This is a genomic window from Natrarchaeobaculum sulfurireducens, assembly GCF_003430825.1.
In the GTDB taxonomy this organism is placed as follows: Archaea; Halobacteriota; Halobacteria; order Halobacteriales; family Natrialbaceae; genus Natrarchaeobaculum; species Natrarchaeobaculum sulfurireducens.
Map to the genome: position 1 here is coordinate 1493030 of NZ_CP024047.1, position 25833 is coordinate 1518862.

The window sequence follows — 25833 nt, forward strand, 5'->3', positions numbered from 1 at the left end:
GTCAGTACGCCTCCGGGTCGACCTCCAGAATAATTTCACCGGCTTTGAACGCCCGCACGAGCCCGTCACTCTCGGAGAGGACGATCGCGATGGCGTTCGTATCTCGCGTGATCGCCCCGGCCGCCATGTGGCGTGCACCGAGCCCTTTGGGGATGTCGACGCCCTCTGCGGACGGCTCGAGGTACCGGTACGCCGAGACGATCTTCCCCGCATCGGAGATGACGAAGGCGCCGTCGAGCCGCGAGAACTCCTTCAACATGACGTTCACGATCTGATCGCCGACGTGGACGTGGGATTTCTCGAACGGGTTGTACGAAAGCGGTCGGGACTTGTTCATTACCTTCCCCGCGTCGCCGACGACGAACAGTGCACCCACAGGTTTCCCCTTCTGGCCCTTCTTGCCGAGTTCGATCGCCAACTCGAGAACTGCCTTGATGACCTCGGGTTCGGGCCGCGATTTCGCGAACAGATCGTAGATTCCCGTCTGTGCGTTGGCGTTCGCTCGGACGCGAGAGACCGTGTCGATCTCGTCGCTGAAGACGCTCGTCGCGCAAGCGAGTTCGTCGCCGCCTTCGATGATCCCCTGCTCGAGTGCGCCCTCGAGCCCGAATCGAATCCGTTCGGCCACCTCGTCGAACTCGAGTGGGAGTTCGACGAACGTCTCCGCCCCCACGTCGTTTTCCGTACTGACGACGACCACGTCGAGGTCATCGATCGCCGTCACGCGCTCGTAGTACGAGCCGCTCGGTCCGAAGAGCACAACGGCATCGACATTCGAGAAAAGAGCCCCGAACACGTCGTCTAATCCGGCCATTGCTCATACAAGTCGTGCCCGCGTGAATAAGCGTTGTGGACCGTCTGACCTTCGTCAGCCGCTTCTCTCGTGGGCCGCCCAGGTTTATTTTGCACACCCTGTTCGTGAGAGCGAGCTGAAACGTGCCGGCATTCCGGTTTTCAGGCTGCCGTGCGGACTTCGGTAGCCGAAATCTACTGGGTTTGATCCGTGCGTACTCACCGGAGCACGATCCGTACGGAAACAGTATGGACAGCAGAACGATTTCAGCCGGTTTGCTCGAGTGAAACGATTACCAGCCGCTGGGTATCCGGTGAACGGTGCAAGAAGCAAGTGCGGGCCGACCCACGCTCGAGATCGGATTCGAATAGCACGTGGGACCGGATTCGAACGACGATCGAGAACCTGCGCCTGTGGCGCAGAACCTCGGTTTCGTTCGAATCCGGTGATCACATTCTCCGCTCACGACGTTGTTCGCGGAGAATGCGCGGGACCGGATTCGAACCGGAGCAAGACGATCACTCTCGCTTGGCTCGAGTGCTGCGACTTGCAGGATTCGAATCGATCCTGCTCTTCGCTCACTTCGTTCGCTCATGCGCGGGACCGGATTCGAACCGGCGGACCTCTACAGGACAGCGTCCTAAGCGCTGCGCCGTTGGCCTGGCTTGGCTACCCGCGCTCATCTTTCGCTTTTCACGAATCGAGTAAGAACCTGTCGATCCGAACTACCTGTGCTTGACCGGCTCTTCCGGTGACCAGTCGGGTGGGACGATAAACGTTACGTGCTCCGAATCCCGCAGCTGATGGAGTTCTGCGGCCTGTTCGGCCAGCGATCGATCCCGATACGGCATCTCGAGGCCGCAACCGGTACACACGAGCTTGCAGGTTGGCTCCTTCATGACAGACGTGAGCCCGACGGACGTAGCCGACTGGCGTCGTCTTTCGCTTGGGCCTTCAGAGGCTTTAGTAGCCGTTTCCTAGTGATACCGAGGCTGAACGGCCGGTTTCACTACCCGTTCGTAGCCACCCCTTGGACGGAGTATCATGATGTTGTATCACACGACACAGATTGTCGGAGATAGACGGAGAACTCTTCCCGCTGGGCGGAGAAACTGTCGTATGCACAGTGCGCGAGATCGCGTCGAGTACGAACCGTGGCTCGAGGAACTCGAGGCGATCGCCGACCGGCTCGAGCTCTCTACGGACGCTCGATCGTGTGCGATCGATCTCTTTCTGATGGACGTTCCGGAACTGGATCGATCGAAGCGTACAGCCCTCGCGGCGAGCGTGTACGCTGGCTCGCTCATCGCGGGTGATGGACGAACTCAGCGAACCGTCGCCGACGCGGCCGACGTCTCACGACTCTCGATCCAGACCCGCTGGAAAGCCCGCCTCGAGGAGGCCGGGCTCGAACCACCACGGTGGTGAGCCAGGTCGCCTAGTCGTTTCATCCGGCATTCGGAGTCAGACCAGCTGATCGTTTCATCGGGCATTCGGGCCCTAAAGTGCGTACGAGACGCCTCTTACACGCGTAAGTGTACGATAACCGACTGCGGAGGGGGAGTCGCCTGCTACCGATGATCGACTGCGGTGAGAACCGTCCGAACGGTCGAATATACGAAGCCACACGCCGTCGATCCATCACGGCGGACCGACGATTCCGCGAGCCACTGCGCAGCGGCATTCGCCGACGGCGGTCCCGATCACTCCTCGACGACGGACCCGTGTTCGTCGATTTCACCCTGAAAAATTCGCGTGCTCGAGATGATGTCACCGTCTTCGGCGAGGACGTGCGGAACGACGACGATCTCGAGCGGGTCGTGTCCACGTTTGCGACGAATCTCGTTGATACGCTCGCCGCCGCCTTTGGTCTCGGGTGAAACGACGAGGTACTCGAACTGCGGTTCGGTGGCGATACCCGTCGGCGAATCGAGCGTGCGGACCTCGAACTCCCGATCGTACTCGGGGGCGATCGCCGCGAGTTCGTTTTCGAGGGTAGCCTTGCGTTCGTCGTACGGTCTGACGTGGCGATCGACGCTTCGGGTCTTCGGAGCGAGCGTGTCGCTCGTCAGGCCGATCGTCACGTCTCCGAGTTCGAACGCCCGCTCGAACAGCTTTCGGTGTCCGTCGTGAACGGGGTCGAACGTCCCACCAAGCGCGACGTCCATACGCCACCTCACTGGAGCGGATCGTATAAAACGGTCGAATCCGCGGACGACCCCGGCGGATCTTGCGACGATGATCGACGATCGTCGAAACGTCCCTTCGCATCGTTTTTTATGGTCGCGGTCACTGTCCAAGGTATGGGAATAGACGAGGACGCACTAGAGTACCACCGGACGGATCCACCCGGAAAGATCGAAATATCGACGACGAAGCCGACGAACACCCAGCGAGACCTCTCGCTCGCGTACTCGCCGGGCGTCGCAGCACCCTGTCTCGAGATCGACGACGACGAGACGGAAGCGTACACGTACACCGCCAAAGGGAATCTCGTCGGTGTCGTCTCGAACGGAACAGCCGTCCTCGGACTCGGTGACATCGGCGCGCAGGCCTCGAAGCCGGTTATGGAGGGGAAAGGCGTCCTGTTCAAGCGATTCGCCGACATCGACGTCTTCGACGTAGAACTCGACGAGGACGACCCTCACAAGGTCGTCGAGGCCTGTAAGATGATGGAGCCGACGTTCGGCGGGATCAACTTAGAGGACATCAAAGCCCCCGAGTGTTTCACCATCGAGGAGCGACTGCGCGAGGAGATCGACATTCCCGTCTTCCACGACGATCAACACGGGACAGCGATCATCTCCGGTGCGGCACTGCTCAACGCCGCCGATATCGCCGAAAAAGACCTCGAGGACCTCGAGATCGTCTTCTCCGGTGCGGGTGCGAGTGCAATCGCGACGGCGAAGTTCTACGTCTCGCTTGGTTGCCGAGAAGAGAACATCACGATGTGTGACTCCACGGGGATCATCACGGAAGCCCGCGCCGAACGCGGCGAGGTCAACGAGTACAAACGCCAGTTTGCCCAGGACGGCCCCGAGGGCGACCTCGCGGACGCGATGGAAGGCGCAGACGTCTTCGTCGGTCTCTCGATCGGCGGCATCGTCTCCCAGGAGATGATCCAGTCGATGGGAGACAATCCGATCGTCTTCGCGATGGCCAACCCCGACCCCGAGATCGGCTACGAGGAAGCCAAAACGGCTCGCGACGACGACGTAATCATGGCGACCGGCCGCTCTGATTACCCCAATCAGGTCAACAACGTCCTCGGCTTCCCGTTTATCTTCCGTGGTGCACTCGACGTCCGGGCAACCGAGATCAACGAGGAGATGAAAGTCGCCTGCGCCGAAGCGCTCGCCGAACTCGCCCGCGAGGACGTTCCCGACGCCGTCGTCAAAGCCTACGGCGACGAACCCCTCCAGTTCGGCCCCGACTACATTATCCCGAAGCCCGTCGACCCGCGCGTGCTGTTCCGGGTCGCGCCGTCGATTGCCGAAGCCGCGATGGACTCCGGTGCCGCCCGAACCGAGATCGACCTCGAGGAGTACGAAGAAGAACTCGAGGCCAGACTCGGCAAGTCCCGCGAGATGATGCGGGTCATCCTCAACAAGGCGAAAAGCGACCCCAAGACGGTCGCGCTTGCGGAGGGCGAAAACGAGAAGATGATCCGGGCGGCCTACCAGCTTCAGGAACAGGGCATCGCGTTGCCGATTCTCATCGGCGACGAAAGCGAGATTCGCCAGACCGCTGCGAACCTCGGTCTCGACTTCGAGCCCCGTGTCGCGGATCCGGCTGTCGGCGACTACGAGGCCTACGCCGAACGGCTCCACGAACTCAGACAGCGAAAGGGGATCACCCGAACCGAGGCGGGCGAACTCATCGAACGCGACTCGAACTACTTCGGGAGCATCATGGTCGAGCAGGGCGACGCCGACGCGCTCCTGACGGGGCTGTCGTATCACTACCCGTCCGCGCTGCGGCCGCCGTTGCAGGTCATCGGCACCGCAGACGACGTCGACTACGCCGCTGGCGTCTACCTGCTGACGTTCAAAAACCGCGTGATCTTCGTCGCAGACGCGACGGTCAATCAGGCCCCAGACGAGGAGGTCCTCGCCGAAGTGACGAAACAGACCGGCAAACTCGCCCGCCGGTTCGACGTCGAGCCACGTGCGGCATTGCTGTCGTACTCGAACTTCGGCAGCGTCGACAACGAAGGCACTCGCAAGCCCCGGCGTGCCGCAAGTATGCTGCAAGACGACCCCGAAGTCGACTTCCCCGTCGATGGTGAGATGCAAGCCGACACGGCCGTCGTCGATGACATCCTCGAGGGTACGTACGGCTTTTCGGAACTCGAGGAGCCGGCGAACGTGCTTGTCTTCCCGAACCTCGAGTCGGGCAACATCGGCTACAAGCTGCTCCAGCGACTCGGTGGTGCCGAGGCCGTCGGCCCGATGCTCGTCGGGATGGACGAGCCAGTTCACGTCCTCCAGCGCGGCGACGAGGTCAAAGACATCGTCAACCTCGCCGCCGTCGCGGTCGTCGACGCACAGAAAAAATAGACACCGCGAACGACGGGGCGATCCGCCCTCGAACGCGCCCCACCTTCGTCGACGGCTCGAGTCGTCGACTGCCTGGCGCACTCGAGTCGCCGATCGCCCGAAACGGAACCCTAAACCCCGACGAATCCGAACTCCGGCCATGGAACGAACGACACTCGAGGTAGCTGGAATGGCCTGTGATGGCTGTGAAGCGACCGTGACGGACGCACTCGAGGCGCTCGATGGCGTCTCGTCGGCGAGCGCCGACCACGAAGCCGACGAAGTTCACATCGAACACGACGCCGCGGCGGTCGACGAGGCGGCACTCGCTGTGGCAATCAGCGATGCGGGCTACGAGACCGCGATCTGATCGGCGTATCGATCGAAACCGGTCAGACAGCCGTCAGACGGCGACTGGCAACCTATTTTCCATCGGAGCCTGAACCGTACGGCATGGAAAGTCTCAACCGGATGGCGATCGAGCTGGTCGACGAGGCCCTCGAGTACGCCGAGGAGCTAACCATCGGCGGCTATGACCTCGAGAACGACGCGACAGTACTGGACTTTGGGCTGGAGTTCGACGGCGGGTTCGAGGCTGGACTGTTGTTGACGGAGATCCAGACCGCTGGACTCGCGACGCCGAGTCGATACCTCGGGACGGTCGGGGGCGCGCCAATCCCGTACGTCGAACTGTCGACCGACCAGCCCGCGCTCTCGTTGCTGTGTTCACAGAAAGCCAGTTGGGAGCTTACGACCGAGGATTTCGAGGGGCTTGGCAGCGGGCCAGCGAGAGCGCTGGTCGCTCGAGAAGAGGAGTTTCGCCGGGTTGGCTACACGGACGCGTTCGACCTGACGGCGCTTGCGGTCGAGACGGAGCAGGACCCGACCGCGTCCGCCGCCGAACAGGTCGCCCAGCTCGCAGAGGTCGAGACGAGCAGCGTCTTCTTGCTCGCCTACCGAACGTCGAGTCTCGTCGGCAGCGTTACGAACGCCGCCCGCGCGGCCGAACTGGCGACGTTCCGGCTGGCCGAACTGGGCTACGACCCGGTTGACATCGTCTCCGCGACCGGTCGGGCACCGGTAGCACCCGTCGCCGGTGACGAACAGACTGCAATCGCCCGGACGAACGATGCGATCGCCTACGGCGGGACGGCCCACCTGACCGTTCGGGCGGACGACGACGTCTTCGATGCGGTCCCATCGACGGCAGCCGACGAGCACGGCCGGCCGTTCGAGGCGATCTTCGACGACGTCGACTGGGAGTTCGCGGACGTCCCGTCCGATCTCTTCGCGCCCGCGAAGGTGGCGGTCGACGTGGTCGGCGGCCCGACGTACGTCTACGGCGAGACCGACGAGGACCTGCTCGTCGAGTCGTTCGACCTGTAGTGAGGGTCCACACCCCGACCAGTCGGTAGACTAACATCTATGTGCGACCAGTATCGACCGTGAAACGAAGAAGAGTCCTGGCAGTCTTTCCCCTCGTTGTGAGTCTATCGGCCTGTCTGGACGGCGGTCGTGACACGATAGACGCGTCCGCCGAGGACGCGATGCTAGCGGTGACGGTCGCAGCGGAATTTATGGGAACTGTCGTCCTCGAGGCCGATTGTCGGGACGAAACGTACCATCTCGAGCCCGGTGATGAACTGCGGATCGAACGAGCGCACGACGACGAGACCTGTTCGTACGACCTCCGGATCGACGACGACACAGTCCGTCGGGAGACCGTGGACGCGACGGAAGCCGTCACGTTGCGGGTCACCGGGAGTGGATCAATCGCAGGCGCGACGGCTCCGGCGTGAGCCAGACGGGAAACGACGTGCGGCGGTCGGTTACGGTTCTCGGCGGTAATCGACGATCAGGGTTCCGGCTCGAACGAGGACGTAGAGCAGCGACGTAACCAGGGTGACGACGAGGATAGCGTTTCCGAGAACGCTGACCGACAGGAGGACTTCCGAGAGGGGGAGCGGAACGTCGAGCAGCCGAAATGGGAGCGTCAGCACTCGAAACGCGACTGTCACGACGAGCGCGACGACGATCCAGGCGAAGAGGATCCCGGCTACGACTACCGATTCGGAGAGCGCCCACCGGAGACGGCCGCGGGTGGAATTGGGGAGCATCGGCCGAGAAAAGGTCCCGTCACGTGAAAATTATATCCATAGCTACTGTTCGGGGTACATCGCTGAGTGAAAGCGCACGATCTTGTGAGTGGCCGAACGATCTCAGTGCATTGGGTGGACGTCGGTTACCGTGCCGACGCCCTTGCTGCGGCCCTCGCGGAAGACGAACTTCTGGCCCTCCTCGACGAGGTAGGGGCGGAATTTGAATCGGACGGTGGTTTCGCCCGTATCGCCGGGTAAGAGACGGCCGTCTTCGGGGTGAAACGCCGCCGCTTCGCCGATCGTCTCGAGGTGGACGACGGGTTCATAGCCCTCGCCAATACGGGTGGGGTGGTTGAGCACCATGACTTCGGCTTCGAACTCTCTGACCGGAACCGGGTCGGCGTCGCGTGGCAACAGGACCATGCCGCGTTCGATGGCGCTCTCGCTGATCCCTTTGAGGGCGATACCGACGATACGTCCGGCCTGGGCCTGGTCGACGCGGTGATAGTGCATTTCGATCGAACGCACTTCGACCTCCTCGAACCGGCCGTCGGGCATCGGCCCGAGCAGGAGTTCGTCGCCAGCTTTGACTTCGCCGGACATCACCGTCCCCGAGGCGACTGCGCCGACGCCGGTCACCGAGTAACTGCGGTCGACGTACATCCGGAACTCACCGGTGTCCTGAGACGTCTTTGGAAGCCGGTCGAACAGTTCGTCGAGCGTCTCGAGGCCATCCATCGTGATCGCGCTCGTCTCGACGACGGGGACGACGCGCTCGCCGATCTCCTCGATGGCGGCGTCGACGCCGTGGCGGGAGACGCGAAGTGGCGATTTTTCGACCTCGCGGAGCAGTCGTTCGACCTCGCGTTCGACTTCCTCGACGCGCTCGTCGGTGACGGCATCGGTCTTCGTGATGGCGACGATCGTCGGGAGTTCGGTCGCGAGCAACACGCCGAGGTGTTCGCGGGTCGTCCGCGTCGGGCCGTCGTCGGCGGCGACGACTAACAGGCCGTAGTCGAGTTTCTGCCCGACGAGCCCGCGGATCGTCGTTCGAAGCCAGGGCTCGTGGCCGACGGTGTCGACGAACGAGACGAGCCGATCGGCCTCTTCGACGACCGCCGCCCGATCGTCCTTGCGGTTTGGGTTTCGGACGTGAATCGGCCCGTCGTCGTCGAAGCCGTAGACGGCATACGAGAGGTCCGCCGAGAGGCCGCGTTCGACTTCGTGTGGCTGGACGTCGAGGAACGCTCGAGTGGCTCCGTCGCCGTCGTCCGACCGGCCGGTGACGAGCGAGCCAACGAGCGTGCTCTTGCCGTGGTCGACGTGGCCCGCCGTCCCGACCACGACGTGTTCGTCGTCGGTCTCGAGGACGCCTCCCTCCCGGACCAGTGCGACGCCGACGAGGCCGTCCTCGATGCCCCACGTCTGGACGTCGTCGATGTGTGCCTCGGCCTCTTCGGCGAGCAACGAGAGGACGTCCATCGTCTCCGAAAACGTCTCCGGATCGATTCCGGCGAGGCCACCGTCGTCGGTGACTCCGATGACGTAGGTCGCCTCGCCGTCACCCGATAAGAGTCGATGTCTGAGTTGTGCCGCCAGGCTCTCCCGTCGTCCACCCTCGAGGTGGACGTCCCGTGAGAGTCGTTCCTTGAACTCGACGTTGCCACCGTCCTGTTCGCCACGGTCCAGGGCTCGCTCGAGGAGAGCCCGGTCACGGCTCATACTCCCTGGTAGCGGCCCGCACAGCAAAAGCCTTCTCGTCGCGTGGTACCGAGAGACACATATTCGGCCGCAGCCTGGCGGGCCGGGAAGCCGGTTCACATCGTTGGGTATCGGCTACTTCGCAGCGGGGATCGACATTGTGGCATGAACACTGCCGTCCTCTGGTTTCGCGATGATCTCCGACTGACCGACAACCCGACGCTCACGGCCGCACTCGAGGCCGTCGACGAGGTCGTCCCGGTGTACGTGGTCGATCCGCAGCGTCGTCGGACGAGTCGCTATGGACCCCGAAAGCTCGGCGCTCATCGGGCGCGATTCCGACTCGAGTCCGTCCGTGACCTGCGTGAGTCGATCCGTACCCGTGGCGGGGACTTGCTCGTCCGTGAAGGGCGACCGGCAGCGGTCGTCTCCGAGTTAGCCGAGCGGGTGGACGCGGATGCCGTCTACGCCCAGACGAAGCCAGCGACCGAAGAACGGGCCGACACCGAAGCCGTTCGGGCGGCGCTACCCGACGGGACTACGTTTCACGGCCACTGGACCCACACGCTGTATCACCCTGACGACCTTCCGACCCCGGTCGGAGGCATCGACGACACCTTCACGCCCTGGCGACACGAGGTCGAAGACGACGCTTCCGTCCGTGACCCACTCGAGCCACCGGAGTCGATTCGGACGCCCGAACTCGAGTCCGGTGACGTGCCGACGCTTGCCGACCTCGGACTCGAGGAGCCGCCCAGCGACGACCGGGCCGTTCTGGCGTTCGAGGGCGGTGAAACGGCGGGCAAACGACGAGTTGAGCGATACCTCTGGGATCGAGACCGGCTGAAAACGTACAAACAGACCCGAAACGGGCTTCTCGGAGCCGATTACTCCTCGAAGTTCTCGCCGTGGCTGGCTGCGGGCTGTCTCTCGCCCCGCTGGATCAATCGAGAGGTGGCCCGCTACGAGCGCGAGCGCGTCGCCAACGAGGACACATACTGGCTCGTCTTCGAGTTGCTGTGGCGTGATTTCTTCCAGTTTCAGTTCGCGAAATACGGCGGCGCGTTCTTCACCGAAACCGGCATCCGAGACGTCGAGAAACGCTGGCGACGCGACCGCGAGCGGTTTCGCCGATGGGCCGACGGCGAGACCGGCGTCCCCTTCGTCGACGCGAACATGCGCGAACTCGAGCGCACCGGCTACCTCTCGAATCGTGGCCGACAGAACGTCGCCTCGTTTCTGGTCGACGCCCTCGAAGTGGACTGGCGATGGGGTGCAGCGCATTTCGAGCGCCATCTCGTCGACTACGACGTCGCATCGAACTGGGGCAACTGGGCCTATCAGGCTGGCGTCGGCAACGACTCGCGCGACGGCTACTTCGACGTCCTCTGGCAGGCCGACCGCTACGACCCCGATGCCGAGTACGTGACGACGTGGCTCCCAGAACTCGAGGGGCTCCCGTCCGAGTACGCCCACTGGCCGTGGCGACTCGACGACGACGAGTCACGGGGGTATGGAGTCGAACCCGGCGTCGACTACCCGCGACCGATGATCGACGTCGAGGATCGGTTCAGGGAACTCGATAACAGATAGCCGCTCGAGCGTTCACAGTTTCCCGCCGTCAGCCAGTTGGCGCAGCTCCGTGACGCGGTCGCGAATCGCCTCGAGATCGTCCGCCTCCCGCTTGCGGTCGACGTGTGAGTAGAGCATGGCCATCCGGTGATTCGATCGGAGGTCGTCCTCGTTTCGCGCGAGGAAGTCCCAGTAGAGGGTGTTAAACGGACAGGCGTCCTCGCCGGTTGTGGCGTCCTCGTCGTACGGACAACCCGCACAGTAATCGGACATCTTGTCGACGTAGTTCGCCGAGGAGACGTACGGTTTGGTCGCGAAGATGCCGTGGCCGTACTGTCCCATCTCCACCACGTTCGGGGTCGTTACCCAGTGATAGGCGTCGACGAACGTCGCGTGAAACCACTCGTTGAGCTGGCTGGGCTCGACACCCCACAGCGTCGCGAAGTTCGCGAGCACCATCAGCCGCTGGATGTGGTGGGCATACCCTCGTGCGTGGACGTCGTCGACGGCCCCGCCGAGACAGGCCATCGACGTCTCGCCCGTCCAGTAGGCGTCGGGCAGCTCGTGGGTCGCCTCGAGTTGGTTCGCCGTCGCCAGTTCGGGCATCGAGTGGCGGTAGACGTGGCGGACGAACTCGCGCCAGCCGAGCAGTTGGCGGATACAGCCTTCCGCGGAGGCCAATCCGACCTCCGGGCGGGTCTCGAATGCCTCCTCGACGGCCTCGATCACTTCGAGCGGGTGGAGCAACCCGAGGTTCACCGCCGGGGACAACAGGGCGTGGCTCATCGCCCAGTCGTCCTCGCGGATCGCGTCCTGATAGGGGCCGAACGTCGGGAGTCGATGCTCGAGGAAGTGTCGAAGCGCTATGGCAGCCTGACGACGGGTGACGGGCCAGGCGAAGTCCTCCGACCGACCCCAGGTGTCGAACTCCGTCGAAACCCACGCTGCCGTCCGTTCCGTCACCGGGTCGGACTCGAACGTGGGGGCCGGCGGGACGTCCCAGTCGGCGGGCGGGACCTTCCGATTCTCCTCGTCGTAGTTCCAGGCCCCACCGACGGGCTCGTCGTCGTCCATCAGGATTCCCGTCTCGCGGCGCATCCAGCGGTAGAACCGCTCGTGGGTGAATCCGTCGTCGCCGTCTGCCCACTCGTCGAACGCCGCCCGCGTGCTGAGAAACCCCTCGTTCTCGACGAAGCGACACTCGCCGCCGGCTTCCTCGACGAGCGTCTCGAACCGGCGTTCCGAGCCGTAGCTCGGCGAGCGCATCGCCACCAGCGTCGTCTCCGGATAGTCCGTAAAGAACGTCGACAGCGCCTCGCCGAAGGTCTCGGCCTCGAGATAGATCACGTCGTAGCCTGCCTCCGTTAGTCGGCCGCGAAACCGCCGCATCGCCGAAAAGACCAGCGTGAGTTTGTGATGGTGATACGGCAAGCGGCGAGCGAAGCCGTGGGCCTCGATTAGCAGTACACGAGCGCCATCGGGGGCACGAGCCAGCGGACCCCATTGCTTCGTTAGTTGGGTTCCGAGCAGCCAGGGAACCTCGTCGTCACCGACCTCGTACGTCGGTGAGTCACCGACTGTGGGGTGGTACATACGGAGAGGTTGACCCAGACCGACAAAACTCCCGACGGCAACTACGGAGGGCCTACTGGGTGTCGGCTCGACACGGGCATCTCGAGGCCGATGCCTCAGGGACCGCCGCAACCCCCAATCGGTCAGGCTAAGTGTCCGTGCCCACTCCGACCGAAAAGAGTAGGAACTCGTGACGATTCGCTGGCGATACCGGGAGACGGTCCTCGCGCTGTGTACCCTCGCGTTCTTCGTGACGATGGTGGGGCGATTAGCGATCAGTCCCGTTATTCCCGACGTCGTCGAGACGTTTACGGTCTCTAATGCGACCGTCGGGCTCGCGCTTACGGGGATGTGGCTCGCCTACGGCCTCGCCCAGTACCCGAGCGGCGTTCTCGCTGACCGTCACGGCGAGAAGCTGATCATCCTGATCGCCGTCGGTGGCTCGGCGGCGGCCGCGTTCGCCGTCTCGATCACGCCGGTCTTCGCGCTGTTTTTCCTCGCGACGGTTCTCCTCGGCGGGGTCGCGGGGCTGCACTACAGCGTTGCGACGACGCTGCTCGCACGGACCTACGACAACGTCGGGACCGCCGTCGGCGTCCACAACACCGGCGCGACGATCGCCGGACTGGTAACCCCCGTCGCCGTCGCCGCGGTCGCCGTCCGATACGGCTGGCGACCCGCTATCGCTGCGGTCGCCGTCATCGGAATACCAGCCGCGATCCTCTTCGCCTGGAAGGTCAGACCGACCGAGCCGCGTCGCCCCGACGAGCCGCTCCGCGAGCGGTTCCAGCTCGGTCCCGTCGTTGCGCTCCTCTCGAGGCCGCCTATCGCGTTCACGCTCGTCATCGCCATCGTGGGTGAGTTCGCCTGGCAGGGGACGGCATCGTTCCTGCCGACGTTCCTCATCGAACACCGCGACGCGTCGACGACGCTCGCTGGCGCGCTCTTTTCGCTTTACTTCGTCGTCCAGGGTGTCGGTCAGATCGGCGTCGGAGCCGTCTCCGACCGGGTCGGTCGTGACTGGGCGCTCGCCGGCTGTATGCTCGCTGGCGTTGTCGGCTTCGGCCTCCTCGTCACCGCTGTGGATCTCGTCGCAATCGTCGTCGCCGTGACGTTCATCGGCGTCGCCATGAGCTTCGGTGCCGCACTCATGCCGCGGTTTCTGCGAGAGTTCTCCGCCGAAGAGCAAAACGCTGGCTTCGGCCTCGTTCGGACGGTGTACATGATCGTCGCCTCGATGGGATCGGTCGTCGTCGGCCTGCTCGCCGACCTCTTCGGCTGGGCCGTCGCCTTTGGCTTTCTCGGGGCCATGCTCGCCGCCGTCTTCCTCGCGCTGGTGCTCAATCACACGCTCGAGTTAGGGTACTGACTGTCGCCTCCCCCCGTGCGCACTGGTTTCAAGACGCTCGAGCGTCTAGCACACCCATGAGCGTCAGCGGCCTCTGTCAGATCTGCGAATCACGGCCCGCCCAGGACCGCTGTGAAAACTGTGGGACGTTCGCCTGTCGCGCCCACTACGAACGCACTGTGAGACTCTGTGTCGACTGTGCGGCTCAGGCTGACCCCGATCCGGGCCGCAACGAAGACGTGGACGTCCACCGGTTCTGAGGGCGTCATGACGTCCATCCGCAATCCGTTCGATGACGTGCTGTGGATCGGCGAGACCGTCGAGGTGACGCTCGAGGACCAAAACGACAGCTTCGTCGCCGAGCATCCGAACGAAGCCAGCCCGCTCGGTCTCGTGGTCGTCGATGGCCTCGAGCACCTCGAGAATCAGCCCCCTGACGGTCCAGTCAGCGTCGAGATCGTTGCCTCGGTCGTCGACGGCCGGATCGCTGCACGCCTCCTCGAGCAGTGAGACCGGCTGGAACGGAACCGAGTGGAATACAACTGCGGCTGGGAACCGGTGAGTGGGGAGCACCAGCGGTGTCGGTTTCGGGCCGTGGACGGGGCAGTCACCACCCGACACAACGAATGCACGGCCAAGAGTTATTCCGCCGGAGGCCATATGTTATATGATGAGCATACTCACACACGCGATCATGCAACTGCAACTCGGCGACCCGCTGGTACTCGTCGGAACGTTGCTTCTCGTCCTCGTGGTGGCGACCGTCTGGTCGATGATCGAGATCGTCGATGCGTACAACAGAGGTGCGCTGACGGTCTTCGGGGAGTACCGTAAACTGCTCGAGCCCGGACTGAACATCGTACCGCCGTTCGTCTCGCGGGTATACACCTTCGACATGCGTACCCAGACGATCGACGTGCCGACCCAGGAGGCGATCACGCGCGACAACTCGCCCGTGACGGCCGACGCCGTCGTCTACATTCGCGTGATGGACGCCAAACGGGCGTTCCTCGAGGTCGACGACTACCAGCGCGCGGTGTCGAACCTCGCCCAGACGACCCTGCGTGCGGTGTTGGGTGATATGGAACTCGACGACACGCTCAGTCGGCGTGAGAAGATCAACGCCCGAATCCGCGAGGAACTCGATCGGCCCACTGACGAGTGGGGGATCAGAGTCGAGAGCGTCGAAGTCCGGGAGGTCACGCCCTCGAGGGACGTCAAAGGGGCGATGGAACAGCAGACCTCCGCCGAGCGCCGTCGACGCGCCATGATCCTCGAGGCCCAGGGTGAACGCCGCAGCGCCGTCGAGAAAGCCGAAGGAGAGAAGCAGTCGAACATCATCCGCGCCCAGGGGGAGAAACAGAGCGAGATTCTGGAGTCACAAGGTGACGCCATCTCGACCGTTCTCCGTGCCCGTGCGTCCGAGTCGATGGGCGAACGCGCGGTGATCGACAAGGGAATGGACGCCCTGACCGAGATCGGTCGGAGCGAATCGACGACGTTCGTTCTCCCACAGGAGCTGACGTCGATGGTGGGTCGCTACGGCAAACACCTCTCCGGCAGCGACGTCCGCGAGGACGGCGAACAGCTCCAGAGCCTCGAGTTCGACGAGGAGACGCGCGAACTGATCGGCTTAGACGACATCGCCGAGATCATCGGCGAAATCGAAGACGCCGAGATGGACGTCGAGGCGATGGAACAGGAGGCACAAGCGATCAAGGAAGGCCAGGACGTCGGCGGTGGAACGGGTGACGTCGTCGACGCCCCCGAGGCACGCCAGGACGGCGGCTCCGAAACCTCGAGTTCCGACGACTGACCGACCTCGAACCTGACGAGTGGCCGGTCCCGACCCGGCGACCAACTCGAGCGCGGTCGTCGGGGCGTTTTTTACGGCCGACTGCGACGGGTGGTGTATGCAAGTTCACGTCGTCGGCGACGATCCGGTCCGCGAGGCCGTCGTCGCCGCGCTCGGAGACGTCGACGTGTCGATCACAGCCGCCGACCCGGACGACCTCGAGTCGGCACGGTTCGCGGTCGTCGCCGACGTCGCCGGCTCGGAGACGTTCGATCGAGCGAACGACGCCGCACGTGCTGGTGGAACACCCTGGATCGCTGTCGAGATCGGCGGCGTTGGGGGCCACCCGCTCTCCGAAGTCGACGCCGCCGTCTCGGGGTACGCGCCCGGAACCGCGTGTTTCGACTGTCTCCGGACTCGAGTTACCTCCCACGCGGACGACTCTGGTGGTGACCCCACAACGGATCGAGCGACCGCACGGCTGGCAGGTGCCGTCGCCGGTCGCGAGTGCGTCCGCGTCCTCTCGGGCGACGACCGAACCGTACTCGGTCACGTCGTCGAACTACCGCACAGACGGCGACGCGTGCTCCCGGTACCGGGCTGTGACTGTGCCGAGAGCGGCCGGGATCGCACACTCGAGCGCGACGACGAGTCGCTCGCCCTCGAGGCTGCCGTCAATCACGCCGAGGCGGCGATCGACGAGCGCGTCGGTATCGTCGAGGAGATCGGCGAGGTCGAGTCGTTTCCCGTCCCGTACTATCTCGCAACGACAGCAGATACCACGGGGTACAGCGACGCGAGCGCAGCAAAACAGGCGGCCGGCGTCGCCGACGACTGGAACACGGCGCTGATGAAAGCCGTCGGCGAGGCCATAGAACGGTACTGTGCCGGCGTCTATCGCGACGACGACTTCGTTCACGCGAGCGAAACCGATCTCGAGAACGCGATATCGCCCGCGTCGCTCGTCCGACCCCCGAACGCTCCCGAGTACGATCCGGAAGCCGAACACCGCTGGGTCGCCGGGGAACGCCTCGCGACGGGCGAGTCGGCGTATCTCCCCGCCGCGGCGGTCCAGTTCCCCCAGCCCGGCGAGCGACTCGTGCCCGCGATCACGACTGGGCTGGGACTTGGGTCGTCGTCAGTCGACGCGTTGCTGTCCGGACTGACCGAAGTGCTCGAACGCGACGCGACGATGCTCGCCTGGTATTCGACGTTCGAGCCGCTGGGGCTCTCCGTCGACGACGACCGGTTCGACACGCTCGAGCGTCGCGCCCGGAGCGAAGGGCTTTCGGTGACGACGATGCTCGTCACGCAGGACGTCGATGTCCCGGTCGTCACCGTCGCCGTCCATCGTGACCCGGCCATCACCCCTGACCCCGTCGACCCCGAGTCGGACGACTGGCCGGCGTTCGCCGTCGGCTCCGCGGCCGGGCTCGATGCGACCGACGCAGCCATCAGCGCGCTCGAGGAAGCCCTCCAGAACTGGATGGAGCTCCGAAGCCTTGGCTACGAGCGTGCAAGCGCTGAATCGGGCGAAATCGGCGCGTATGCCGCGTTTCCCGAGGTGACCCGGTCGTTCGTCAACGTCGACGGGACCGTGCCGGCCGACAGCGTCGGTCCAGATCCCGTACCGACGGGGCTGGCGGCGCTCGAGACAGTGGTCGACCGAGTGGAAGACGCCGGCCTGGAACCGTACGCGGCTCGGCTGACGACGCGTGACGTCGAAGCCATCGGCTTCGAGGCGGTCCGGGTCGTCGTCCCCGGAGCCCAGTCCCTTTTTACAGGCGAGCCCTACTTCGGCGAGCGAGCCGAGCGGGTTCCGGCTGAGTTAGGCTTCGAACCCCGCCTCGAGCGGGGGTATCACCCCTATCCGTAACGTTCCTGAGAATCTGCTCGTCGGATTGGCTACTCCGAGTCGTCGTGTGCTTCGTTCTCGTCGGCCGTGTCGACGTCTTCCGGTTCCTCGAGGTCGTCAGCATCTTCGGGGTCGTCGATCTGTTCGTCCGCCTCACCACGGCTAACTTCGATCACGACTTCGTCGTCGTACACCCAGATCAGTACGAGCTGGGTCTCGCCGGTGATCGAAACACGTTGATCGTCGAGCACTTCGTCTTCTAGTGCGTCGATCCGGGCGACATGGAGGCGCTGGTCTGTCGCGCTGAGATGTGGCGGGCCGATCGATTCGTCTGGGTTCACAGCGATGCCTTCGTCGTAGGTCTGTTGTCCCGTCTCGCGATCGAACGCCTCGATGTGGAGGTTGTGAGCATCGTCCGATTCGCTGTGGATCTCCATCGGAACGACACCCTGAAACTCCCCCTCGAAGTGTTCCCGAAAGCCATCCAGACAGCCCGCAAGCGAGACGCTCCCGACGACCGCTGCGGACTGGAGTACCGTCCGGCGTTTCACAGGCCTCGATGAGGGCCGAACGAACGTAGGCGTTGCGTTCTCTCCCGATGGTGACCGCGAGGAGGCGATACCCCTACAGGAACAACTGCAACGATTCGCACACTGGTCGACGATCCGTCTGGCGAGCAGGTGCGAACTGACGTGCAGTGGCTACTATACATCGACTCGAGCGGCGGCGACGATCACTCGAGCGTCGCGTGACCCACGGCTGCTTGAACTGATACCCAGAGAGACACTCACTGCCATGAACGTTTTGACGCTGGACGTGAAAGTCGTCGTATGGAGAAGGTTGCGATCGACGACGTAGAAAACGAGCCCAGTCCGATGGATGTCCACTCGGTTCGACGGCCAATCTCGGCGGTGCTCGGGGTTACGGACTTCGCCATGAACTACTTCGAACTCGAGCCCGGCGAGTCGTTTTCGGGCGGGGTACACACCCACTACGACCAGGAAGAAGTCTTCTACGTGCTCGAGGGAACGGCGACGTTCGAGGTCGGTACGAGCGACGAAGACGGGGACGAAGTACCGGTCAGAGCCGGCGAAGTGATTCGGTTCCCACCGGGTGAGTTCCAACACGGCTACAACGATTCGGACGAGCGCGTCGTCGGGCTCGCCTTCGGCGCACCGGGTGCGACCCACGACTGGGACGAGATCGAAGCGATCGTTCACTGTCGTGAATGTGACGACGAGCGTGGCCACGGCCTCATGATCACCGACGAGGGCGCGTTCGAGATGACCTGTCTCGAGTGTGAAACGGCGTTCAAGATCAGTTGATTGGCTACCGCTCGCGAAACCGTGTCTCGAGGGGAGAGTGCCAGAGCGTTAGAAAGAAATCGCGCGAAAACGGTGTCGAGGGCAGTGGCGACTGTCTGTCCGAGAATCGACGTTCGAGAGTGAACTCGCCGGTGAAAACACGGCGAACCAACCGCGTTACTCGCCGTTCGAGAGTGAACTCGCCGGTGAAAACACGGCGAACCAACCGCGTTACTCGCCGTTCGGCGAGTAGTTCGGCGCTTCGTCGGTGATGACGACGTCGTGGGCGTGGCTTTCGGCCTGGCCAGCCGAAGAGATGCGAACGAACTCGCTGCGGTCTTTGAATTCGGGGATCGTCTCGGCTCCGACGTAGCCCATACCCGACTGCATCCCACCGGCGAGCTGGTGCAGTTCGGACTTGAGCGGCCCCTTGTACGGCGTCGCTGCTTCGACGCCTTCGGGGACGTACTCGTCGTCTTCGTCGGGTTCGTCTTTCAGATAGCGGTCGCCGTCACCCGACTTCATCGCGCCGACGCTGCCCATCCCGCGGTACTGCTTGTATTTCTTGCCGTTCATCGTGACGACACGTCCTGGTGCCTCGCCCGTGCCGGCGAAATACGAGCCGAGCATGACTGCATCCGCACCCGCGGCGATCGCTTTGATCGCGTCGCCGGAGTACCGGATGCCGCCGTCGGCGATGACGGGGACGTCGTACTCTGCCGCAACGTCCGCAACCTGTGCGACCGCCGTGATCTGGGGCATTCCAGCACCGGAGACCACGCGGGTCGTACAGATCGACCCCGGACCGATACCGACTTTGATGCCATCGGCAAACTCGACGAGTTCGGCGGCCGCCTCTCGAGTTCCGACGTTCCCGACCACGATGTCCGCCTCGACCGACTCCGTGATCTCACGGGCACCATCGATCACGTTCATGTTGTGTGCGTGGGCGGTGTCGATGAACAGCACGTCCGCGCCAGCGTCGTCGGCCGCCTGCGCACGCTCCATCTCGAAGGGGCTGACGGCGACGCCGAGTCTGAGTTTGCCGTCTTCGTCACGGACGGCCTCTTTGTACTCCCGACGCTGGAGGATGCCCTGCATCGTTACCAGGCCGACGAGGAGGTTCTCGTCGTCGACGACCGGTACGCGCTCGATCTTGTGGTCGTACATTAGATCGAACGCGTCTCGAGCGTCGACGTCCTCGAGTGCGGTGATGACCTCGTCGGTCATCGCTTCGGTGACCGGGTCCTCCTCGTTGACCTCGAGGTGCGGGCGGATGTCCGTACTCGAGATGATTCCCAGAACCTCACCGTGCGTGTTGACGACAGGTGCGCCGCCGACGCCCTCGCGGGCCATCAAGTCGTCGACCTCGCGGACGCTCATTTCGGGGTCGGCAGTGACGACCTCCTCTAAGGGGATGATGAGTTCGTCGGCGCTTTTGACACGGTCGATCTCTTCGACCATCTCGTCGATCGTCATGTTGCGATGGAGGACACCAAGACCGCCGTGGCGGGCCATCGCGATCGCCATATCGCTCTCCGTGACCGTGTCCATCGCCGCCGAAAGAATCGGGACGGACACCTCGACCGATTTCGAGACTCGCGAGGTGAGGTCTGCCTGATCGGGTTCGACGCGACTCTCTTTCGGTCGCAAGAGGACGTCGTCGAACGTCAGTGCTTCCGGTACCTGAAGTTTCGAAGAATAGGGCTCGTGCTCGGGAACGTCGTTCGCCATGTAAACCGTCCGAAGCCGCGAGCAAAAAGCGTTGCGAGATAGAAACCGGGTGTGAACGCGTGACGTGACCGCCAACGGAGGATTCAGTCGGAAGCGAACGTCACACCGAGACCACGACGATTCGAATACTCGAGGGACAACCGTGGCCTCGAGCGACCGAAATGGTCGTCAGCTCGGGAGCCGGTTACAATTCGTCGCTCGAGTACCGGGACCGACAGTTGAGACACTGGTACCCGCCGTCGATGTGTTCGTAGAGGCGCTCGCCGCAACTGTGGCACCTGCCGTACGGGTGCTTCATCGTACCGATTACTTGGGGACGAAACGGAATAAGTACTCGCCTTCCATTGTGTACGGTTCACCTTCGAGCGTGTAATGGCGGCCTACAGGGGTCAGATCGGTCGATGGCGTTACCCGCGAGGGGACACAATCTCGAGCATGGACGATCACACGACCGACCCGACCGTCGATCCGCCACCGGAACCAACGACCCCGAGCGGCTGGCGACCGACGGAGGGCCGCTGGGAGCACGCGACGCTCCGGACGGCGACCGTCCACGGCGTCCGGCTGTTCAACGATGGCGCGTACCACGAGAGTCACGACTGCTTCGAGGTCGAGTGGTACAACTACGGTCGCGGCTCGCCCGAGAGCGCCTTCTTACACGGGATGGTGCAGGTCGCTGCCGGCGTCCACAAGCGAGTCGACTTCGACGACGACGGTGGACTTCGCTCGCTCTTTCGGACGGCCGGACAGTACCTCGAAGGCGTCCCCCCGGACTACTACGGCGTCGACGTCCTCGAGGTCAGAACGGTCCTCGAGACCGCCCTCGAAGCCCCATCCCAAGTCGACGGCTGGCAGATTCCCCTCGACGGCGACCGTCCGACGGCAGGCCCGGCCGATTACGAGTACGTCGAAACGCTCGAAGAGTGATACTACCCGGCATACGTTGGTTCCGGCGCATCCACAGAACGGGTCGTGTCTGAGTCGGAAGATCGTACCAGTCGTACGAGCGACCGAGCCCAACGTCTCCATCTTCGGTGTCGAGGAGTGTTCTGACAAAACCGAATTTCATTTGAACGCAGAGACGAATACAGAACTAATGAGAGTCGCACAGCTCGGGTCGGGAACGCCGGAGATCGCCGTCGTCGCGGGCGTCCACGGCGACGAACCCTGTGGCGTCCGGGCCGTCGAACGGTTACTCGACGAACAACCGCAGGTCAGACGCCCGGTCAAGTTCGTCATCGCCAACGAGGCCGCACTCGAGCGTCGCGTCCGATTCGTCGACGAAGATCTGAATCGGACGTTCCCCGGCGACCCGAACGCGAAGACCCACGAGGGACGACTCGCACACGAACTCGCCGCCGAACTCGAGGACTGTCTCACCTTCTCGATGCACTCGACACAGAGCCACAGTGAGCCGTTTGCGATCGTCAACGGCGTCAGCGAAACTGTCCGCGAACTCGTTCCGCAGCTCCCGGTGACGGCGATGGTCGAGACGAGCGAGTTCGCCGAGGGCCGGCTGTTCTCTACGATCGAGACGCTCGAGGTCGAGTGTGGGCTCCAGGGGTCCGAGGCGGCCGCACAGAACGCCGATCGTCTGACGCGGGCGTTTCTCACTGCGGTCGGTGCTCTCCCTGGCGATACGATGCCGCGTGAACTCCCCGTCTACCGACTCACGGAGGTCATCGACAAACACGAGGCGGACACGTACGAGGTGTTCGCCGAGAACTTCACCGAGGTCGACGCCGGTGAGACGTTCGCCGCGGCCGACGGCGAGATGCAGGTCGCCAAGGAATCGTTCTACCCGGTGCTCATGTCGCCGTACGGCTACCGCAACGTCTTCGGCTACGCTGCCGAGAAGATCGACGTGCTGGCGGCCCAGTCCGCCGCCGACTGACGGCCGCGACAACCCGGCGAGAGAGCACGGTTCCCATAACCGACGGCTCGATGCGGCAGGCGAATCGACCCTCGTCCGAGATACGTACAATTTTCCCCGAGTCGAAAGCCTTCATACGTCGGGATTGCCTTGGAACGGATAATGGCAGCAACAGGGCTTTTCGTCGCTGTGATCACCGATCTGTTTCCGAACGGGATCAGCCACTACGCGATCGGAGGGCTGCTCGTCGGGCTGGGGACCGTCGTGATCTACCTCGGCACCGGCATCCCCGCAGGGGCGAGTACGTTCCTCGAGTCGACGCTCTCGTACGTCTCCGATCAGTCGCGGTTCCAGCAGTATCGGGCCTCGCGTGACTGGCGCGTCGTCTTCACGCTCGGCATCGTTCTCGGCGCGGCGATCTACGCGCTGACGTTTCAGTCCGGGCTCGTCTCGAGCGGCCTCCAGCCCGGGGCGACGACCGGCGAACTCCGCGAGATCGGCGGCGTGACGATCTGGCTGACCGAGGTCCAGCCCTGGCGGCTGTTCCTCGGTGGTATCCTCATCGGCATCGGGACCCGACTCGGCAAGGGCTGTACGTCGGGTCACGGCGTCTGTGGCGTTGGCTCGGCCTCGAGCGCTTCGTTCGTCGGCGTTGCGACGTTCCTGTTCGTCGCGATCGGGACGGCACAGCTCGTCTACGCACTGGGGGTGAGTCCGTAACATGGAGTCCCAACACGAACACCATCCGCTGTTCATGCCGCTGGTGTTCGTTGGCGGCCTGATCTTCGGCTTCGGCCTCGGCTTCAGCCACATGGCCCAGCCCGAAGTCGTCCTGAACTTCCTCCAGTTCGCCGACTTCGGCCTGCTGTTCGTCATGTTCGGTGCAGCGGTCGTCACCGGCATCACGTTCTTCGGCGTGAAACGCCTCCGCAGCGAGGCACCCCTGACCGGTGTCACCTACACTCGCCGACTCAAAACGCTCGACCGCAACGTCATTTTCGGCGGCGGCATCTTCGGCATCGGCTGGGGCCTCTCGGGCATCTGTCCCGGCGCGGCCTACGCCAGCCTCGGCGTCGGCAACGTCGTCATCCTTTACGGCATCGCGGGTATGTTCGTCGGCGCGTATCTTCAGGGCGTCTGGCGCTCGAGTCTGGCCGACCGCGGCGCTGCCGCATCGAGCGCCGACTGATCGGTCACTGGCCGGCAGATCAGGCAACTTAAACTGCTTCCCTCCGTCCCTTCGTGTATGACCGAAGACGACTCCCGCGAACACGTCGTTCCGGGTTCCGACGAGGACCTCGAGACGGCCGACGTTCGCGGCTACGACTTTCGTGATGGGGCCGATCTGTCCTCGCTGCTCGAGTCCTACGGGACGACGGGGTTCCAGGCGACCCAGCTTTCAGAAGCGATCGAAATCGCCGAACAGATGCAAGAAGACGATGCCAAAGTCTATCTCACGTTCACCTCGAACATCGTCTCCTCCGGCCTGCGAGAGACCGTCGCCGCCTTGATCCGAGATGGCTTTGTCGACGTCGTCATCACCACCTCCGGCTCGCTGACCGAAGACGTCATCAAGACTGCAAAGCCGTTCAAGATGGGCGAGTGGGACGCAGACGAGGCGGCCCTTCGCAAGCGCGGGATCAACCGGCTGGGCAACATCTTCGTCCCCTCCGACCGGTACGTCTGGCTCGAGGAGTACCTCTACGACTTCTTCGACGACTTCTTCGCCGAGGAGTCGATCCGGACGCCGACGGCCTTCGCGCGCGAACTCGGTGCAACGCTCGAGGACGAGGATTCGGTGCTCAAGCAGGCAGCGGACAACGACGTGCCGGTCTACTGTCCCGCGCTAACCGACGCCGAGGTCGGCAACTTCCTCTATTACTACCGACAGCGACAGGATACGGATTCGAACATCGGAATCGAGATTCTCGACGACTACCAGAAACTCATCGAGGACGGGATGTTCGCGGACACGACGGGCCTGATCGCCGTCGGCGGCGGGGTGCCGAAACACCACGCCATCATGACGAACCTCTTCCGCGGCGGCGCAGAGTACGCCGTCTACATCTCGACGGGGATGGAAGGTGACGGCTCGCTGTCCGGCGCGCCACCGAACGAAGCCGTCTCCTGGGGCAAGATCAAGGACGACACCGAACTGAACTACACGCAGGTCGAGGCCGAGGCGACGCTGGTCTTCCCGCTGCTCGTCGCGGAAGCGTTCTACAAGTGAACTCGGGTCTGGTCGGGTCTCGACTCGAGGACCGCGACGGATCACCCGTACCGAGCCGGCGTGAGCGAGGGTCGATGACGCAAAACCTATCCCGTTCACCGCCATATACTGGTGTATGGACTTTCCGCCGAACCAGGGTCTCGACCAGGAAGAGGTCAACGAACGCGTCGACGACGCCATCGAGAACAACGAGGTCGTACTCTTCATGAAGGGGACGGCGCTCATGCCACAGTGTGGCTACTCCCGGCGTGCACTCGGACTCGTCGACCAGCACCGCGAGGAGTACGAAACTGTCGACGTCCTCGAGTCACTCGACGAGTTCCGCGTTGCTCTGAACCGACACAGTGGCTGGGAGACGACCCCACAGACGTTCGTCGACGGCGAATTCGTCGGCGGGTCGGACATTCTGGCCGAACTCGAAGAGCGCGGCGAGCTGGCTGAAACGCTCAACGCCGAGTGAGAGGCGGCGATCTGTAGTCGAGTCCGGTTTTTCGTGCATCGAACGCCGAGCCTTCGCGCTGGCCATCGAAACGGTGAGTCCACGGAGGTCGCTGCTGTCCGGTCAGATACACCGTTGTCGAATGGTAATAAATCCGAACCTGTCTGCGACGGAGCCAATAGCAGATCATATAAGTCACGCACCCGTAGTAGGACACAACGACGTACCGAACCACCCTCGTCCATCCATCCCCACTATGTCAACAGAGGAATCCAGTCACGTATATCGGTTGCACTCGACGCTCGAACTGCCACTCGAAGACCTTCGCGATCACATCGACGACGCGGAGTATCCCGACGGGATCGAAGACGTCGAGATCACGCGACGAAACAACACGCTCATCCTCAAAGCCGTCGCCGAGGACAAGTCGGTCAGCAAGTACACGCCGACGGCACAGCTCAAAGCCAGCGTCACCGAAAACCGGGTCTATGAGGAGGACCCGGACGAGCGACGCAACTCCTTCCGCTGGGACGAAGAAGAAGAAGAGGAGATCGAGTCCGAACTCGTCGAGTTCGCCGCGTTCAAAGGCGACCGCGAGACCGTCCTACAGAACTCGCTGTTGCAGTACGAGATGTTCCTCGTCCTCTGTGAGATCGCCGAAGCCGCCGAGAAGGGCACGTTGACGGCGATCACCGACCGCGGTGGGGAACTCGAGGCGACCCGGATCGTCGAGGGCGAGCCCCGTCCGGCCAACATCGAAGTCGTCGAAGGCCCGCGCGATCAGGGCGCTGGCGAGTCGGGGGTCAACTGGCGTGACAACAAGTTCATCAGCGACTGAAACTGCCTGTCGTTCCGACGGACCGATGTGACCGCAGGTGTCTTGGGTACATCCGATCTGCCTATCGACAACTCGAACGAGAGGCCGCACTTCTGCCGACGCAACTTCTCTTATAACGCGACGCCGTCGGGGTGTCGATCGG

At 63.5% G+C, this 25833-nt stretch carries 26 protein-coding genes and 1 tRNA gene; 19 read left to right on the forward strand and 8 right to left on the reverse strand.

The annotated features are described in order from the left end of the window. Position 1: 1 nt before the first annotated feature. Both dacZ and AArc1_RS08555 read right to left on the reverse strand, forming a co-directional pair. The gene (dacZ, locus tag AArc1_RS08550; RefSeq protein ID WP_117363962.1) at positions 2 to 814 is read right to left on the reverse strand and encodes a diadenylate cyclase DacZ; all 813 of its coding nucleotides are present in this window, start codon (positions 812 to 814) and stop codon (positions 2 to 4) included. A 573-nt stretch (positions 815 to 1387) separates the two neighbouring features. Beyond that, positions 1388 to 1472 (reverse strand) — tRNA-Leu (locus tag AArc1_RS08555). A gap of 440 nt (positions 1473 to 1912) precedes the next feature. Here AArc1_RS08555 and AArc1_RS08560 point away from each other — a divergent pair. Beyond that, positions 1913 to 2221 (forward strand): transcription initiation factor IIB family protein, encoded by a 309-nt coding sequence (locus tag AArc1_RS08560; protein WP_117363963.1) that lies wholly within the window; start codon positions 1913 to 1915, stop codon positions 2219 to 2221. A 275-nt stretch (positions 2222 to 2496) separates the two neighbouring features. On the opposite strand, the gene AArc1_RS08565 is transcribed toward AArc1_RS08560, so the two are convergent. Beyond that, a complete protein-coding gene (locus AArc1_RS08565; RefSeq protein ID WP_117363964.1) occupies positions 2497 to 2961 on the reverse strand; it encodes a phosphopantetheine adenylyltransferase in 465 nt (154 codons plus the stop codon). Between the two features lie 135 nt (positions 2962 to 3096). Between AArc1_RS08565 and AArc1_RS08570 the strand changes: the two genes are divergently transcribed. From AArc1_RS08570 to AArc1_RS08585, 4 genes are all read left to right on the forward strand, one after another. Further along, entirely contained in the window at positions 3097 to 5352 is a 2256-nt protein-coding gene (locus AArc1_RS08570; protein ID WP_117365836.1) for an NADP-dependent malic enzyme, read from the forward strand. Between the two features lie 139 nt (positions 5353 to 5491). Next, on the forward strand, positions 5492 to 5701 hold the full coding sequence (locus AArc1_RS08575) for a heavy-metal-associated domain-containing protein (protein WP_117363965.1): 210 nt from the start codon (positions 5492 to 5494) through the stop codon (positions 5699 to 5701). 83 nt (positions 5702 to 5784) lie between these two features. Next, positions 5785 to 6717 (forward strand): methenyltetrahydromethanopterin cyclohydrolase, encoded by a 933-nt coding sequence (mch, locus tag AArc1_RS08580; RefSeq protein ID WP_117363966.1) that lies wholly within the window; start codon positions 5785 to 5787, stop codon positions 6715 to 6717. Between the two features lie 98 nt (positions 6718 to 6815). Then, entirely contained in the window at positions 6816 to 7130 is a 315-nt protein-coding gene (locus AArc1_RS08585) for a hypothetical protein (RefSeq protein ID WP_117363967.1), read from the forward strand. Positions 7131 to 7160: 30 nt separating this feature from the next. On the opposite strand, the gene AArc1_RS08590 is transcribed toward AArc1_RS08585, so the two are convergent. Both AArc1_RS08590 and AArc1_RS08595 read right to left on the reverse strand, forming a co-directional pair. After that, positions 7161 to 7448 carry a hypothetical protein gene (locus AArc1_RS08590; RefSeq protein WP_117363968.1) on the reverse strand — a complete coding sequence of 96 codons (288 nt, stop codon included), beginning with the start codon at positions 7446 to 7448 and terminating at the stop codon, positions 7161 to 7163. 102 nt (positions 7449 to 7550) lie between these two features. Beyond that, positions 7551 to 9152, reverse strand: a complete 1602-nt coding sequence (locus AArc1_RS08595) for a GTPBP1 family GTP-binding protein (RefSeq protein WP_117363969.1) — start codon at positions 9150 to 9152, stop codon at positions 7551 to 7553. Between the two features lie 144 nt (positions 9153 to 9296). Between AArc1_RS08595 and AArc1_RS08600 the strand changes: the two genes are divergently transcribed. Next, positions 9297 to 10724 (forward strand): DASH family cryptochrome, encoded by a 1428-nt coding sequence (locus AArc1_RS08600; RefSeq protein WP_117363970.1) that lies wholly within the window; start codon positions 9297 to 9299, stop codon positions 10722 to 10724. Positions 10725 to 10736: 12 nt separating this feature from the next. Here the strand turns inward: AArc1_RS08600 and AArc1_RS08605 are convergent, their stop codons facing one another. Next, positions 10737 to 12296 (reverse strand): cryptochrome/photolyase family protein, encoded by a 1560-nt coding sequence (locus AArc1_RS08605; protein WP_117363971.1) that lies wholly within the window; start codon positions 12294 to 12296, stop codon positions 10737 to 10739. A 175-nt stretch (positions 12297 to 12471) separates the two neighbouring features. Here AArc1_RS08605 and AArc1_RS08610 point away from each other — a divergent pair, with 175 nt between their 5' ends. From AArc1_RS08610 to AArc1_RS08630, 5 genes are all read left to right on the forward strand, one after another. Further along, positions 12472 to 13644 (forward strand): MFS transporter, encoded by a 1173-nt coding sequence (locus AArc1_RS08610; protein ID WP_117365837.1) that lies wholly within the window; start codon positions 12472 to 12474, stop codon positions 13642 to 13644. A gap of 56 nt (positions 13645 to 13700) precedes the next feature. Beyond that, positions 13701 to 13883: a hypothetical protein gene (locus AArc1_RS08615; protein ID WP_117363972.1), complete on the forward strand. Its 183-nt coding sequence runs from the start codon at positions 13701 to 13703 to the stop codon at positions 13881 to 13883. Between the two features lie 7 nt (positions 13884 to 13890). Next, positions 13891 to 14133 carry a hypothetical protein gene (locus AArc1_RS08620; RefSeq protein ID WP_117363973.1) on the forward strand — a complete coding sequence of 81 codons (243 nt, stop codon included), beginning with the start codon at positions 13891 to 13893 and terminating at the stop codon, positions 14131 to 14133. Positions 14134 to 14293: 160 nt separating this feature from the next. Then, positions 14294 to 15439, forward strand: coding sequence for an SPFH domain-containing protein (locus AArc1_RS08625; RefSeq protein ID WP_117365838.1), 1146 nt, complete (start codon positions 14294 to 14296; stop codon positions 15437 to 15439). A gap of 97 nt (positions 15440 to 15536) precedes the next feature. After that, positions 15537 to 17294: a YcaO-like family protein gene (locus tag AArc1_RS08630; protein ID WP_117365839.1), complete on the forward strand. Its 1758-nt coding sequence runs from the start codon at positions 15537 to 15539 to the stop codon at positions 17292 to 17294. A 29-nt stretch (positions 17295 to 17323) separates the two neighbouring features. Here the strand turns inward: AArc1_RS08630 and AArc1_RS08635 are convergent, their stop codons facing one another. Next, positions 17324 to 17824 (reverse strand): hypothetical protein, encoded by a 501-nt coding sequence (locus AArc1_RS08635; protein ID WP_117363974.1) that lies wholly within the window; start codon positions 17822 to 17824, stop codon positions 17324 to 17326. A 279-nt stretch (positions 17825 to 18103) separates the two neighbouring features. On the opposite strand from AArc1_RS08635, the gene AArc1_RS08640 reads away from it, so the two are divergent. After that, entirely contained in the window at positions 18104 to 18598 is a 495-nt protein-coding gene (locus tag AArc1_RS08640; protein WP_117363976.1) for a cupin domain-containing protein, read from the forward strand. A 210-nt stretch (positions 18599 to 18808) separates the two neighbouring features. Here the strand turns inward: AArc1_RS08640 and guaB are convergent, their stop codons facing one another. Further along, positions 18809 to 20311: an IMP dehydrogenase gene (gene guaB / locus AArc1_RS08645; protein WP_117363977.1), complete on the reverse strand. Its 1503-nt coding sequence runs from the start codon at positions 20309 to 20311 to the stop codon at positions 18809 to 18811. 435 nt (positions 20312 to 20746) lie between these two features. On the opposite strand from guaB, the gene AArc1_RS08650 reads away from it, so the two are divergent. The 7 genes from AArc1_RS08650 to AArc1_RS08680 all read left to right on the forward strand — a co-directional run bounded on the left by AArc1_RS08650 (position 20747) and on the right by AArc1_RS08680 (position 25691). Beyond that, complete coding sequence (locus tag AArc1_RS08650; RefSeq protein ID WP_117363980.1) at positions 20747 to 21238, forward strand: DUF309 domain-containing protein; 492 nt, start codon at positions 20747 to 20749, stop codon at positions 21236 to 21238. Positions 21239 to 21407: 169 nt separating this feature from the next. Next, positions 21408 to 22205, forward strand: coding sequence for a M14 family metallopeptidase (locus AArc1_RS08655; protein ID WP_117363982.1), 798 nt, complete (start codon positions 21408 to 21410; stop codon positions 22203 to 22205). Positions 22206 to 22346: 141 nt separating this feature from the next. Further along, complete coding sequence (locus AArc1_RS08660; RefSeq protein WP_117363984.1) at positions 22347 to 22904, forward strand: YeeE/YedE family protein; 558 nt, start codon at positions 22347 to 22349, stop codon at positions 22902 to 22904. 1 nt (position 22905) lies between these two features. Further along, positions 22906 to 23373, forward strand: a complete 468-nt coding sequence (locus AArc1_RS08665) for a DUF6691 family protein (RefSeq protein ID WP_117363986.1) — start codon at positions 22906 to 22908, stop codon at positions 23371 to 23373. 57 nt (positions 23374 to 23430) lie between these two features. Then, positions 23431 to 24414 (forward strand): deoxyhypusine synthase, encoded by a 984-nt coding sequence (locus AArc1_RS08670; protein WP_117363987.1) that lies wholly within the window; start codon positions 23431 to 23433, stop codon positions 24412 to 24414. A 115-nt stretch (positions 24415 to 24529) separates the two neighbouring features. After that, positions 24530 to 24874: a glutaredoxin family protein gene (locus AArc1_RS08675; protein ID WP_117363989.1), complete on the forward strand. Its 345-nt coding sequence runs from the start codon at positions 24530 to 24532 to the stop codon at positions 24872 to 24874. A 235-nt stretch (positions 24875 to 25109) separates the two neighbouring features. Further along, a complete protein-coding gene (locus AArc1_RS08680; RefSeq protein WP_117363990.1) occupies positions 25110 to 25691 on the forward strand; it encodes a DUF7110 family protein in 582 nt (193 codons plus the stop codon). The last annotated feature ends 142 nt before the right edge of the window (positions 25692 to 25833 follow it).